Genomic DNA, 12,746 nt, shown 5'->3' with positions numbered 1-12,746 from the left:
CCATTCGGGGCGCAGCGCGAAGCGGCCCGTGCGCGATCACCGCGCGCGGGCCGTGACGGATGAGTCAGGAACCGACCAGGGCGGAAGCACCCAGGTCGGGCGTCTGCGCGTGGGAGATCTGGGTGATCACGTCGCTCAGGTGCGCGCGCATCGCGGCCTCGGCCGCCACCGGGTCGCGGGCCACGATCGCGTCGACGATCCGCTCGTGCTGGCCGAGCGACACCTCCGAGCGGCCGGGCTGGAGCGCCAGCCGGAACTGGTGGCGCACCAGCTGGCCCTGGAGCCGCAGCAGGATGTCGCGGGCGGTGCGCTGACCGGCGATCTCCTGGACGAGCGCATGCAGCGAGGCGTTGAGGTTGGAGTAGGCGAGCGGGTCGTGCGCCGCCACCTTCTCCCGCATGGACCGCTTGATCTCCAGCAGCCGGTCCGCCTGCTCGGGGGTCACCCGCTCGGCGGCCTTGGCGGCCATCAGACCTTCGATCATCATCCGGACCTCGGTGATCTCGACCGCCTCCGCGGTGGTCACCGTGCGGACCCGGGCGCCCTTGTTGCGCTGGACCTCGACCAGCCCGTCGCTGGCCAGCTCGCGCAGCGCCTGGCGCACGGTCGAGCGGCTCGCTTCGTACAGTTCGCACAGCTCGGCCTCGATCAGCCGTTGTCCGGGAGCGAACTGACCGTCGAGCACCGAGCGGCGGATCCTGGCCGCGATCTCCTGCGGGTCCCCCGCGCCCATGCTTCTCCTCCCGGCTGGTCCGTACGGTGAGGCGAATGAATTGTGGACATTCTAGATGACGATCTCAGAGCACCGGGGTGCCGTGGGTGTGGAAGGACTCGATGGTCTTCAGGCCCCACGCCTGGCCCTTGGCGCGCTCGGCCTGGGTCCAGGTGATCAGCTTCCAGTCGGGGGCCAGGACGAGCCTCGCGCCCGCGTTGCACAGCTCGATGCGGTTGCCGCCGGGCTCCCAGACGTAGAGGAAGAACGTCTGCTGGATGGCGTGCTTGTGCGGGCCGGTCTCGATGTGGATGCCGGCCTCCAGGAAGACGTCGGCCGCCCGCAGGATGTCCTCCCGGGTGTCGGTGGCGAACGCCACGTGGTGCAGGCGGCCGCGCGCGCCCAGCCAGTCGGAGGTGAAGACGAGGTCGTAGGACTTGTTGCACACCGAGAACCACATGGCGGCCGGGGTGCCGTCGTCCAGCACGATCTGCTCGGTGGGCCGCGCCCCGAGCGTGCCGGTCATGAAGTCGCGGGCGGCGGGCACGTCGGAGGCGAGGTAGTTGACGTGGTCGAGGCGGCGCACGTTCGCGCCCCGGCCGGGAAAAGCGGAGGCCTGGTTCTTCAGGGACGGCCGGTCCTCCTCGCCCGCCTCGTACCACTCGGTCTCGTAGTAGAAGCCCATCTCGTGGCCGTCCGGGTCGGTGAACAGGTAGACGGGCCCGTGCCCGTACTCCGTCTTGCTCCACCCGGCGCCCAGCCCGGCGGCCTCGACGGCCTCGACCCGGCGCTGGAGCGCCTCGGGGCTCGCGGCGCGCAGGTAGGTGCGGCCGATGCCGGCCTGGTCGCGGCCGGTGATCTTCACCGTGTAGCTCTCGTAGTCGTCCCACGCGTGCACGTAGATGGAGTCGCCCTGCCGGTGCACCTCCTTCATCGCCATGAGGTCGACGAAGAAGTCCCGGGTCTCCTCGGGGACGGGGCTGAACAGCTCGACGGAACCGAGGTGGGCGATGTCGTGGAAACCTGCTGGGGGCATGGGGGTCCTCCTGGTCGGTGCGGGTGGGGGTGGGGTCAGGCCGGGCGCGGCCAGACCCGGCCGTCGAAGAGCTTGCGCGCGGTGCGTACGACGCCGGAGCGCCGGACGCGCCCGCCCGCCATCTCGACGGAGGTGTCGAAATAGCCGGTCGGGTGCTCGATGCGCAGCGTATCCCCAGTTGGGAGCGCTGCGGACGCCGCGGCGACCGAGCCGTCGATCAGCACGGCGGTGGCGACGGTGACCGCGCCGAGCACCCCGATCGAGGTGTGCACGCGGTGCGGGATGAACGTCCGGGTGGAGATGACGCCGCCCTCGCGTGGCGGGGCCACCAGGGTCATCTTGGGCACGGTGGTCTCCCGCATGTCGCCCATGCCCATGAGCTCGCCCGCGCGCAGGCGGATCTCCTCGACCTTGGCCTTCAGCCCGGCGTCGGCCTCCAGCTCGGCCGGGGACTCGTAGCCGGTGACCCCGAGCGAGGCGGCCTCTAAGATCACCACCGGCATGCCGTTGTCGACGCAGGTGACCTCGACACCGGCGATCTCGTCGCGGGCCGAGCCGGTGGGCAGCAGGCTGCCGCAGGTCGATCCCTCGGTGCCGGAGAAGTAGAGCGTCACCGGGGCCGCCGGGAACGGCACGCCGGAGATGACCGTGGCGCCGTCGTAGCGGACCCGGCCGCCGCGGGTGTCGACGACGGCCGTGGCGGCGCCGCCGCTGTTGAGCATGCGGACGCGCACCTCGGTGGTGTCGCCGCCCACCGCGCACAGCCCGCGCTCGATGGCGAACGGGGCCACGCCGGCCAGGATGTTGCCGCAGTTCTGCCGCGTCGTCACGAGCGCCTCGCCGACCTGGACCTGCAGGAACAGGTAGCCGACCGCGGCGTCCGGACCGTCCGGCGGGTGGATGACCGCGACCTTGCTCGTCAGGGGGTGGGCGCCGCCGACGCCGTCGATCTGCCGCGCGTCGGGCGAGCCCATCACCCGCAGCAGCAGGTCGTCGCGCTCGGCCGGGTCGGCGGGCAGGTCCTCGGCCAGGAAGTAGGCGCCTTTGGACGTGCCGCCGCGCATGAGCATGCAGCGGATGCCGTCTTCTTCGGGGGTCACGGCCGGGGCACCCCCCGGGCGGGGACCGACTTCAGCACCTCGGCGGTGGCGCGGGCCATGGCCCCGGACTCGCCGGCCGCGACGGCCATCTCGGCGGCGGCCTCCATCTCGGCCACGCGGCGGACGCTGTGCCGCTCGGTGCCGTCGAGGAGCCGGCGGAGCACGTCGCCGTCGAGCTCGGTCAGGGTCTCCACGAGGTGCTCGTGGCACCACGCGCCGAGGCCCTGCGCCTCGGCGACCCGCAGCGACTCGACCATCAGCGCGGTCAGGCCCTTGACGACGATGCTGCGCAGCAGCTTGCGCGCGGCGGCCTCGCCGACCTCGGCGCCGAGCGGGGTGATGTCCATGCCGGCCGCGGTCAGCAGGGCGGCGGCCGGCCCGGCGCCCGGCCCGGCGGCCAGGACCGGGGTCTTCTCCAGCAGCCGGAGCACCGGCGCCATCAGGACGCCTTCGGCGAAGGTCAGCCCGTGCGCCGCCGCCTGCGCCGCCAGCTCCCGCTTGAGCTCCGGGCTGCCGGTGGACAGGTCGAGGTAGATCGCGCCGTCGGCGGTGTGGCCGAGCGCGGACCGCAGCGCGCCGGGCGCGTCGGCCGCCGCCGTCAGCGCGATGACGACCTGGGCCCCGGCCACGGCCGCCGCGGCGCCGCCGGTGACGGTGAAATCGACCGGCCGGTCCTGCCACGCCGGGTCGAAGCCGGTCACCCGGGCGCGCGCGCTCAGGCCGGCCGCGAACGCGTAGCCCGCCTCCCCCAGCCCGAGCAGGGCGACGTGCGGCTTCACGCGCCGTCCTCCGGCAGTTCGTCGACGTAGCGGACGCCGAGCCGGTCCAGCAGGTCGCGCAGCCCGTACATGTCGACGCCGAGCACGCCGGACTCCAGCTTGGCCCGTTTGTCCGCCTCGCCGGCGACCCTGGCGCGCGAGGCGGCCAGCACGTCGGGGGCGGTGGCCCTGGGCACGCACATCACCCCGTCGTCGTCGGCGATGATCACGTCGCCGGCTCGGACGACCTGGCCGCCGCAGACGACCGGGACGTTGACCGAGCCGGGACTGGCCTTGACGGTGCCTTGCGCGGAGACGGCCCGCGCCCAGACGGGGAACCCCATCGCGCGCAAGGTGGCGATGTCGCGCACGCCGGCGTCGGTGACCAGCCCGGCGACGCCGCGGGCGCGCAGCGAGGTGGCGAGCAGGTCGCCGAACATGCCGTCGGTCGACGGGGACGTGGTGGTCACCACGAGGATGTCGCCCTCCTGGCACATCTCCACCGCGGCGTGGATCATGAGGTTGTCGCCCGGGTGACTCGACACCGTCACCGCGGAGCCGGCGATGGCGGCGCCGTCCTGCCGGGGGCGGATCGCCGGGTCCGCGAGCCCGATCCGGCCCGCGGCCTCGTGCGCGGTGGCGACCCCGGCCTCGCGCAGGCCCGCGACGACCTCGGGGGCGGCGCGCGTCACGTTGCGTACGACGTAGTGCCCTGCCATGCGGGTCCCCCTAGGCCAGCTCGGAGGTGACCTGCGGGTAGACCCGCTGGTAGGCCTCGGCGTAGGCGTCGACGGGCAGCCCCAGGTTCGGGCCGCTGTTGCGCTTGGCCTGGACCCCGCGCCGGCGTCCCAGGTCGGTGTAGTACTCCACCAGGTGGCCCTGGGCGCCGAGGATCCGCATCGCGGCCACCTTCCGCTCCCACACCGGCGTGATGTCCAGCAGCACGTCGGGGCGGAAGTCGCACACCTCCGGCTGGTGCGGCTCGAAGCAGAAGACCGGCGGTGCGCCGATCACCTCGCCGTCGCCCGGCACGCCGGGCGCCTGGGCGAGGATGCGCGCCTTGCGGGCGATCTCACCGGCGACCGGATGGTCGATGTTGTACGGGTCGCTCGGCGCGTGGGTCAGCACCACCGAGGGCTGCACGCTCCGGTAGAGGTCGACCAGCGACTGGATCAGCTCAGGCGTCTCGGTCAGCGGGTAGTCGCCCGCGTCGTAGAAGATCGCCTCGGCGCCCAGCACCGCGGCGGCCTTCTCGCCCTCCTCGCGCCGGACCGCCTTGACCTCCTCCAGGGTGTGGCCCTGCCGCCACAGCCTCGCGGACTCGCCGCGCTCGCCGAAACTGAGGCAGGCGATCACCGCCCGGTTGCCGGCCTGGGTGGCCAGCGCGACGGCGCCGGCGGCCCGCCACACGAAGTCGCCTGGGTGGGCGGTGATGACCAACAACGACCCTTGCATATGTCAAGTCTCCTCAATCAGCGACGATATTGTTGACAATATCGCCGCCGACCTCGGTGACACAAGGCTCAGGTCAGGTCGTCGAGGTTCTTGCCCGCCTCCTTCATCGCCTCCCGCATCGCCTGCCCGCCCTGGGTCCTGGGCTCCTTGCCCGGCTCCTCGACCGGCTCCGCGTCGTCCTCCGCCGCCTCCAGCAGCGGCTCGGTGTCGGTCTTCGGGGCGTTCTCGTCGGGTGTGCTCATGACGTGTCCTTCCTGGTGAGGGTCGTGCAGGGCGCCCTACCCCGCCAGGAACGGGGAAACCGGGGGCGTCAGCCGTCGACCGGCGGCAGCGCCTTCTCGGCCTGCTCCTCGCCGGCCCCGGTGGCGCTCAGCAGGTCGACGACGATGGACCGGAGCTGCGCCACGATCACCGCCGAGGAGAAGCCGACGCCGTCGTCCGGCCGCTGCCGGGTGGCCACCGCCAGCAGTGCCTGCCGGGCCAGGATGGGCTCGCGCCCCGCGCCCAGCTCCAGCTGGAGCAGCAGCGCCGCCTCCGACACCTCGCGCATCGACTCGGCCAGCGACGCCGGGGGCGGCTGCGGCTCGCCGAGCGCGGCGAGCGTGCGCCGGGCCAGCACCCGGACGTTCCTCAGCGCGTGGTCCACCGGTTCGGCCGCGACCTCGTACCGGGCCAGCATGGAGCGCCGGTGCCAGTGCATCGGCGAGATCATGATGATCTCCTTGCTGGTCTCCAGCGCCTGCTCGAACTCCTCCACCGCCGACTGGGTGCCGCGCGCCTCCTCCAGCGCCTCGGCGGCCAGGTCGGCGTCGCGTTTGTCGATCGCCTCGGCCGCCTGCTCCAGCGCGGTGGACAGCGCGTCGAGCACCCCGGAGGCGTGCTTGGCCGCGATGGTGAGCGGGCTGGCCGGCATCAGCGCGACCGCGGCCAGGCCCACCCCGCCGCCGACGAGCGCGTCCAGCATCCGGTCCAGGCCGCCCATGTCGTCGCCGGGCAGCACGGCCGCGACCAGCACGGCCGAGGAGGCGACCTGCGACACGAACACCGCCCCGCTGTCGAGCAGCACCGCGGTCACCATGGCCAGCATCACCACGAGCGTGATCTGCCAGGCGCCGGAGCCGATCCAGGCCACTAGGAGGTCGCCCAGGCCGACCCCGAGGCTGACGCCGATCACCAGCTCGGCCACCCGGCGCAATCGCTGGCCGAGCCCGATGCCGACGCTGATGAGGACCGCGATGGGCGCGAAGAACGGCCGCACGTGGCCGAGCAGCTGCGTGGCGATGAGCCACGCCAGGCCCGCTCCGGCGGCGCTCTGGGCGATGGAGGGAGCGAGCAGCCCGAACGTCCCCCACCGTTCCCGCATGTGATCGCCGAGCTTCGTTCCCACCGTTGTCATCGTCGCCGATCATAGTGACATTCCGGGCACACAGACCATAGCGGGCAATATCGACCGTGCGGCGCGCGGCTATTGTCAGAAGCGTGGAACCAAGGAGCCGGGAGGGCACCCGCCGGCGCATCCTCGACGCCGCCGTCGACCTGTTCGCCCGCCACGGCTACGACCAGGTCACCATGCGCATGCTCGCCGCCGAGGCACAGGCGAACGTGGCGCTGATCAACCGCTACTTCGGCTCCAAGCGGGAGCTGTTCGCCGAGGTCCTGGCCCAGCAGGGGCGCTTCCCCGGCGTGCTCGACGACGGCGGCGGCGACCTGGCCGCGCGGCTGGCCGAGTACGTCGCCGACCGGCTCGGCTCGGACGTCGCCAGCCCGGTGCTGGCGACCCTGACCCGCTCCGCCTCCAGCGCCGAGATCGGCGCCATCGCCGCCGACCGGATCCGCATCGCCATCCTGGAGCCGCTGACCGCCAGGCTGGACGGCGAGCAGGCGGAGCTGCGGGCCTCCATCGCCACCGCGCTCATCATGGGCATCGGGCAGTTCCGCCAGCTCATGGGCCCGGTCACGCCGGTGCGCCGCGCCGAGCTGGTGACCCGGCTGACCGCCGTCTTCCGCGCCTGCCTCGACTGACCCGGGTCAACCGTCGAGGAAGTCGTCGACCGCGCGCCGGAACGCCTCACGCTCGGTCGCGTGCACCAGATGACCGGCCTCGATCGTGACCAGGCGGGCGCCGGGGATGCGCGCGGCCAGCAGCTCGGCGCGGAACGGGCTGGCCTTCCCGCCCGAGACGACCAGCGTGGGCGCGGCGATCCGGTCGAGCCCGGCCAGCCAGGCCGGATCGGGGTCCAGGAACTGCCGCTCGGTGTCGTGCATCATCCGCCAGTCGAAGCCGGTGGAACCGTCCTCGACCAGCGCCGGACGGTCGCGCATCGGCTCGGGCGGCGGGGTGTCCTCCACCACCAGCCGGGTCACCCGCCCGGGGTGGCGCATGGCCAGGTGGTAGGCGACCATCCCGCCGAGCGAGTGGCCGATCACCACCGCGCTCGCGGCCCCGTGCAGGTCGAGCAGGGCGGCGACGTCCTCGGCCATCTCCGGGATGGGGTACGAGCCGGGGAAGTCGCTCGCGCCGTGGCCGCGCAGGTCGGGCACCAGGACGTGGTAGCGGGCGGCGAAGTGCTGGGTGAAGCCGTTCCAGTCGTGGTGATCGGCGGTCCGGCCGTGGAGCAGCACCAGCACCGGGGCCGCCGGGTCACCTTCCTCCCGGTAGGCCAGCCTGATCCCGTTGACGTCGGCTTCACGCATCACAGCAGGGACCCTACGGCACCGGGATCCGCTCCACGCGGATCGAGAAGACCTCCTCGCGCGGCACCACGACCTCGTAGGCGCCGTGGTCGACCATCCAGTAGCCCAGCGCCTCGGCCTTCATCCCGCTGTGGCCGGTGTAGGCGATGTGCAGGCCGTCGTCGTCCTCGTCCAGCACGATGCACGGCTCGCCGCCGAACGCGCCGACGGTGCGGATGAGCACCAGCCACTCCAGCTCGGCGCGGGCGATCGTGCGCCGCCAGTAGCCGGAGGCGGACTCGAACCCGTCGAGCTCCTCCTCGCTGAACAGCACGACCTGGTCGTCGGGGCCGAGCGCCGCGGGCAGGGTCAGCTCGCCGAACCGGGCGACGAAGCCGGAGGCGACCGGCGTGATCTCCTCGCTCATGCCGCGGGCCGCCACGTCAGCCCGTCGTACTCGGCGAACGGCCGCTCACCGGAGCCGGTGACGTGCACGATCCGCGCGCCCGCCGGGATCGGCATCGGGACGGTGTGGAACTGCGGCACCACGTGCTCGCGGGAGGTGGTGAACCCGTTGCCGGCGAACGGCGGCCCGTCGCTCCAGTCGCCGCCCATGTGCGGGCCGTACGGGACGGAGTAGGTGTCGATGTCGCGGGCGTGCCAGCGCAGCACGTACAGCTCGGGGACGTCGGAGGTCAGGTCAGAACCGTCGAACGACAGGTCTAACCCGTGGTAGTAGTCGCGCGGCGTGGTCAGCCTGGCACAGTCCTGCACCCGGTAGACGTAACCGGAGATGACCGTGCGTTGGCCCGACAGGTAGGGCACCAGCAGACGCGGGGGGACCACCTTCTGCATCTGCGTTCCGCTCACGATGACCACTTTACGATCGGTTGACCCCGAGAACCCGATGTTCGAGGCAGGGCAAGGTGGCCCTGGCCCGGGCGGTCGCCTCGGGATCCAGCTCGACCACCTGCACCCCGGCCGGGGTGCCGAGATCGGCCCGGACCACGCCCATCGGATCGACCAGCATGCTGCGCCCTACCCCATAACCGTCGGATGACTCGCCCGGGTTGGGCGCCTGGCCGACGGCGGCGGTCCACATGGTGTTCTCCAGGGCGCGGGCCCGCACCAGGGTCACCCAGTGATCCTCCTTCAGCGGCCCGGAGCCCCACGCCGCGATCACCGCGAACAGCTCGGCGCCCCGGTCGACCAGCGCCCTGGTCAGCTCGGGGAAGCGGACGTCGTAACAGGTGACCAGCCCCACCCGCAGGCCGGCCAGCTCCACCACGACCGGCTCGGCGCCCGGCGCGACCAGCTCCGACTCCTTGGCGCCGAAGGAGTCGAACAGGTGGATCTTGCGGTAGGCGGCCCGGATCTCGCCCGACGGGTCGATCGCCACGGCGGTGTTGTGGACCAGCCCCTGGCCGGGCTCGAAGACGCCCGCGATCACCGCCACGCCGTGCCGCCTGGCGGCCTCGGCCACCCCGGTGACGAACGGCCCGTCGAGCGGCTCGGCCAGCTCGGTGATGCGCTTGCCGTAACGGGTGAGCGTCGCCTCGGGGAAGATCGCGAGATCGGCGCCCTCGGCGCGGGCGAGCGCGTCGCGCACCCGTGACAGGTTGACCGACGGATCAGGTGACACCTGGATCTGGCAGAGGGCGATTCTCGTCACGGCCCGACTCTAGCCGGTTGGGCACGTATCGAAACCAGGTGGCCATCCGCCAGATCCATTCGAGCGGACCGTAACGGAACCGGCCCAGCCACCACCGGCTGAACAACGCCTGCACGACCAGCGTGCCGCCCGCGACGGCGAGCACCGACCAGCGGGTGGGGTCGGCGTCGACCAGCCCGCCGGTGAAGAAGATGACCACGGTGCCGGTGACGTAGTTGGTCAGCGCCATCTTGCCCAGCGGCTCCAGCACCGCCGATAGCCACGGCCGCAGCACCAGCAGCACGCCCGTCGAGTAGGCGGCCGCCCCGGCCAGCGCCCCCAGCGTGTAGAGCGTCCAGTCGCCGCTGCTCGCCGCCGCCGCCGTGAGCAGCACACCGGCCAGCGCGCTCACCCCGAACCCGGGCAGCAGCAGCTCACGCGACGGGCGCAGCTGCATCAGCGCCATGCCGACGACGAACATGCCGGGCACCAGCAGCACCCCGCCGCCCACCATCACCCCCCACACGGTCACGCCCAGCCCGAGCAGCAGCACCGGCACCCCGGGCGACAGGAACGACGCGGGCAGCAGCACGATCAGCCCGTAGAAGGCGTAGTCGGTGAGCACCTCGCCCTCGTACCAGGTGTGCTGGACCAGCCCGAACAGGAACAGCCAGCCCAGCCGCGACAGCAGCACCCACCGCCCGGCCCGCTCCAGGAACAGCACGAAACTGATGCCGAACAGCAGCGAGAAGATCGGGTAGAAGCGGCTCTGGAACGCGGCCTCGATCGTCGCGTCGATGGCCGTGTAGGGCTCGTGGGTGGCGTGCTGCCAGGTGTTGACCAGCATGATCCCGCCCACCGCGAACCCGCGGAGGGCGTCCAGCTCACGAATGCGCGCCACGGAACCCAGGTGAACCACCCTATCCACGCGGACCCCGATCACCGGCCCGCCGGGCGGTCCGGCCGACGTTTCCCGGGAGCGACGGCCTAATCTGAGCATGTGACGGAACCACTTGTCTCCCGGATGCGCTCCTTCGGCACCACGATTTTCGCCGAGATGAGCGCTCTTGCCGTACGGACCGGAGCGATCAACCTGGGCCAGGGCTTCCCTGACACCGACGGCCCGGCCGCCATGCTCGACCGCGCGGTGCTCGCCATCCGCTCCGGCGCCAACCAGTATCCTCCCGGCCCCGGCGTGATGGAGCTCAGGCAGGCGATCTCCGAGCACCGCGAGGAGCACTACGGCCTCTCCTACGACCCGGCCGGCGAGATCCTGGTGACGGTCGGCGCCACCGAGGCCATCGCGGCCTCCGTCCTGGCGCTGTGCGAGCCGGGCGACGAGGTGGTCGCCTTCGAGCCCTACTACGACTCCTACGCGGCCTCGATCGCGCTCGCCCAGGCGCGGCTGGTCGGCGTGACGCTCCGCCCCGACGGCGGACGGTTCGCCTTCGACCCCGCCGAGCTGCGCGCCGCGATCACCCCGCGCACCCGGGTCATCCTGGTCAACTCGCCGCACAACCCGACCGGCACCGTGTTCACCCGCGAGGAGCTGACGCTCATCGCGGAGCTCTGCCGCGAGCACGACCTGATCGCCGTCACCGACGAGGTGTACGAGCACCTGACCTTCGACGGCGTGGCCCACGTCCCGCTGGCCACCCTGCCGGGCATGCGCGAGCGCACGGTGATGATCTCCTCGGCCGGCAAGTCCTTCTCCGTCACCGGATGGAAGACCGGCTGGGTCTGCGCCCCGGCCCCGCTGGTGACGGCGGTGCAGACGGTCAAGCAGTTCCTCACCTTCACCGCGAGCGCGCCCTGGCAGAGCGCGGTCGCGTACGGGCTGCGCCACGAGCGCGAGTGGGTGGCGGCGCTGCGCGCCTCGCTGCAGGACAAGCGCGACCGGCTCATGGACGGGCTGGCGGCGGCCGGGTTCGAGGTGTTCCGCCCGGCCGGCACCTATTTCGTGCAGACCGACATCCGGCCGCTCGGCTTCGACGACGGGCTGGCGCTCACCCGCCGGCTGCCCGAGCTGGCCGGCGTCGTCGCCATCCCCACCCAGGTGTTCTACGAGCACGCCGAGCGGGGCCGCCACTTCGTCAGGTTCGCCTTCTGCAAGAAGGACGAGGTCATCGACGAGGCGGTGGCCCGGCTCAAGCGGCTGTCGGGCTAGCCCTCGTCGTCGCCCAGGTCGACGATGGCCGCGACCGGCCCGCCGCCCGACGGGCCCTGGTGCACCGCGGCCACCGACACGAACACCGCCGGGTCGCCGGTGACCGACGCGGCCACGCCGCCGACCGTCGCCTTGATCTGGCGGTGCCAGTGGACGTCTGAGTCGTCGAGCATGATGTTGCGCCGGCCGCGCACCCGGCCCGACGGGTCGGCCTCGCACTTCATGAACACGTTGACCAGCCGCTGCCCGAGATCGGAGTGGTGGGGGCGCTCGGGCAGCGGCAGGCCCGCGTCGCGGATCGCCGCCCAGATGCCGTCGGCGTCCAGCGCGTCGCGCATGACGTCGTGGCCGATCCGGAACCGGCCGCCGACGCCGCGCACGTTGCCCACCAGCACGATCTGCGCCCGGTCCAGCTCGACGCCGGACGAGCAGGACGCGACCGAGGAGTAGAGCGACAGGTCCTTGTGGATCTGGTCGGCGCCCGGCATGTCGATCTCGCCCAGCGCGACCGCGATGCCGAGCGCGGTCGTCGAGTTGGACAGGTCCATCGACGGGCCCGTCTCCTCGATCGCGGTGTCCTTGCCCCGGCTCTTGGCCTCGCTGATCGTGGCCAGCGTGAGCAGCGGCGTCTTGGTCTGCACGTAGTGGACGTCACGCGGGTCGTCGATGCCGGCGATCTTCATGGCCTCGCGCACCCCGGCCGCGACCTTCTCCACCATGGCCGGCCGGCCGATGTCCTCGGGCAGGATGACGTCGCTCATCGCCACGCCGACCGACAGGCGCGGCTCGTCCGACGGCTGCGCCCGCGCCGGGTCGATGCTCGCGAAGATCGTGGCGTGCGGGCTGAGCACCCCGTCGGTGCCGCCCGACCAGACCAGCGGCACGCTCTCCGGCGCCGGATGCCCGTGGGCGGCCAGCACGTCGCGGAAGGCCCGGTCGGCGAGGATGCGGGTGTAGTCGTTCACACCCCCGTTGCCCTCGGTCTTGCCGATCACCGCGAGCACCCGCCGCGCCTCGATCACCCCGTCGTCGATGAGCCGCTCCAGCCCCGAGGCGTCCGTGACGCTCTCGATCGGCACCTTGCGCACGTCAATCGGATCCGGCATCCCGCGCCCTTTCTCGCCATGTGCAGCCGCGTTCGATCGGCATACCCGGGGATCACACTAATGACGCAGGAAACGGTCCTTCACTGGC

16 protein-coding genes are annotated in these 12,746 nt (G+C 72.3%); 2 read left to right on the top strand and 14 right to left on the bottom strand.

Annotated features, from left to right (window positions below):
* Positions 1-64 precede the first annotated feature (64 nt).
* The 8 genes from ACGFI7_RS08645 to ACGFI7_RS08610 all read right to left on the bottom strand — a co-directional run bounded on the left by ACGFI7_RS08645 (position 65) and on the right by ACGFI7_RS08610 (position 6,457).
* Positions 65-733: a GntR family transcriptional regulator gene (locus ACGFI7_RS08645; RefSeq protein ID WP_393400952.1), complete on the bottom strand. Its 669-nt coding sequence runs from the start codon at positions 731-733 to the stop codon at positions 65-67.
* A gap of 64 nt (positions 734-797) precedes the next feature.
* Positions 798-1,748 (bottom strand): VOC family protein, encoded by a 951-nt coding sequence (locus ACGFI7_RS08640; protein WP_393400949.1) that lies wholly within the window; start codon positions 1,746-1,748, stop codon positions 798-800.
* A 35-nt stretch (positions 1,749-1,783) separates the two neighbouring features.
* Positions 1,784-2,848 carry a 4-oxalomesaconate tautomerase gene (locus ACGFI7_RS08635; protein ID WP_393400946.1) on the bottom strand — a complete coding sequence of 355 codons (1,065 nt, stop codon included), beginning with the start codon at positions 2,846-2,848 and terminating at the stop codon, positions 1,784-1,786.
* A complete protein-coding gene (locus ACGFI7_RS08630; RefSeq protein ID WP_393400944.1) occupies positions 2,845-3,627 on the bottom strand; it encodes a DUF1932 domain-containing protein in 783 nt (260 codons plus the stop codon). The genes ACGFI7_RS08635 and ACGFI7_RS08630 overlap by 4 nt, the downstream gene beginning before the upstream one ends.
* Positions 3,624-4,325 (bottom strand): 4-carboxy-4-hydroxy-2-oxoadipate aldolase/oxaloacetate decarboxylase, encoded by a 702-nt coding sequence (locus tag ACGFI7_RS08625; protein WP_393400942.1) that lies wholly within the window; start codon positions 4,323-4,325, stop codon positions 3,624-3,626. Before ACGFI7_RS08625 ends, ACGFI7_RS08630 begins: the two co-directional genes overlap by 4 nt.
* A 10-nt stretch (positions 4,326-4,335) precedes the next feature.
* Positions 4,336-5,049, bottom strand: a complete 714-nt coding sequence (locus ACGFI7_RS08620) for a PIG-L deacetylase family protein (RefSeq protein ID WP_393400940.1) — start codon at positions 5,047-5,049, stop codon at positions 4,336-4,338.
* A gap of 80 nt (positions 5,050-5,129) precedes the next feature.
* Complete coding sequence (locus ACGFI7_RS08615) at positions 5,130-5,303, bottom strand: hypothetical protein (RefSeq protein ID WP_393400937.1); 174 nt, start codon at positions 5,301-5,303, stop codon at positions 5,130-5,132.
* A gap of 68 nt (positions 5,304-5,371) precedes the next feature.
* Positions 5,372-6,457 (bottom strand): aromatic acid exporter family protein, encoded by a 1,086-nt coding sequence (locus ACGFI7_RS08610; protein WP_393400934.1) that lies wholly within the window; start codon positions 6,455-6,457, stop codon positions 5,372-5,374.
* 83 nt (positions 6,458-6,540) lie between these two features.
* Here ACGFI7_RS08610 and ACGFI7_RS08605 point away from each other — a divergent pair, with 83 nt between their 5' ends.
* Positions 6,541-7,083: a TetR family transcriptional regulator gene (locus ACGFI7_RS08605; RefSeq protein WP_393400931.1), complete on the top strand. Its 543-nt coding sequence runs from the start codon at positions 6,541-6,543 to the stop codon at positions 7,081-7,083.
* A gap of 6 nt (positions 7,084-7,089) precedes the next feature.
* On the opposite strand, the gene ACGFI7_RS08600 is transcribed toward ACGFI7_RS08605, so the two are convergent.
* From ACGFI7_RS08600 to ACGFI7_RS08580, 5 genes are read right to left on the bottom strand one after another with little or no spacing between them, the layout of a single operon-like run.
* Positions 7,090-7,755 carry an alpha/beta fold hydrolase gene (locus tag ACGFI7_RS08600; RefSeq protein ID WP_393400928.1) on the bottom strand — a complete coding sequence of 222 codons (666 nt, stop codon included), beginning with the start codon at positions 7,753-7,755 and terminating at the stop codon, positions 7,090-7,092.
* A 13-nt stretch (positions 7,756-7,768) separates the two neighbouring features.
* The gene (locus tag ACGFI7_RS08595) at positions 7,769-8,161 is read right to left on the bottom strand and encodes a hypothetical protein (RefSeq protein ID WP_393400926.1); all 393 of its coding nucleotides are present in this window, start codon (positions 8,159-8,161) and stop codon (positions 7,769-7,771) included.
* Positions 8,158-8,604, bottom strand: a complete 447-nt coding sequence (locus ACGFI7_RS08590) for a hypothetical protein (protein ID WP_393400923.1) — start codon at positions 8,602-8,604, stop codon at positions 8,158-8,160. The genes ACGFI7_RS08595 and ACGFI7_RS08590 overlap by 4 nt, the downstream gene beginning before the upstream one ends.
* A gap of 10 nt (positions 8,605-8,614) precedes the next feature.
* On the bottom strand, positions 8,615-9,406 hold the full coding sequence (locus ACGFI7_RS08585; protein WP_393400921.1) for a carbon-nitrogen hydrolase family protein: 792 nt from the start codon (positions 9,404-9,406) through the stop codon (positions 8,615-8,617).
* Complete coding sequence (locus ACGFI7_RS08580) at positions 9,366-10,286, bottom strand: DUF418 domain-containing protein (RefSeq protein WP_393400919.1); 921 nt, start codon at positions 10,284-10,286, stop codon at positions 9,366-9,368. The genes ACGFI7_RS08585 and ACGFI7_RS08580 overlap by 41 nt, the downstream gene beginning before the upstream one ends.
* Positions 10,287-10,385: 99 nt before the next feature.
* On the opposite strand from ACGFI7_RS08580, the gene ACGFI7_RS08575 reads away from it, so the two are divergent.
* Positions 10,386-11,552 (top strand): pyridoxal phosphate-dependent aminotransferase, encoded by a 1,167-nt coding sequence (locus ACGFI7_RS08575; protein ID WP_393400917.1) that lies wholly within the window; start codon positions 10,386-10,388, stop codon positions 11,550-11,552.
* On the opposite strand, the gene ACGFI7_RS08570 is transcribed toward ACGFI7_RS08575, so the two are convergent.
* Positions 11,549-12,658 carry a ring-opening amidohydrolase gene (locus ACGFI7_RS08570; protein WP_393400915.1) on the bottom strand — a complete coding sequence of 370 codons (1,110 nt, stop codon included), beginning with the start codon at positions 12,656-12,658 and terminating at the stop codon, positions 11,549-11,551. The two genes, ACGFI7_RS08575 and ACGFI7_RS08570, sit on opposite strands and share 4 nt — an antisense overlap.
* Positions 12,659-12,746 lie beyond the last annotated feature (88 nt).

Origin of the sequence: Nonomuraea sp. NPDC048826, from assembly GCF_043198225.1 — a bacterium.
Lineage (GTDB): Bacteria > Actinomycetota > Actinomycetes > Streptosporangiales > Streptosporangiaceae > Nonomuraea.
This window is presented reverse-complemented; position numbering and strand designations above follow the sequence as displayed.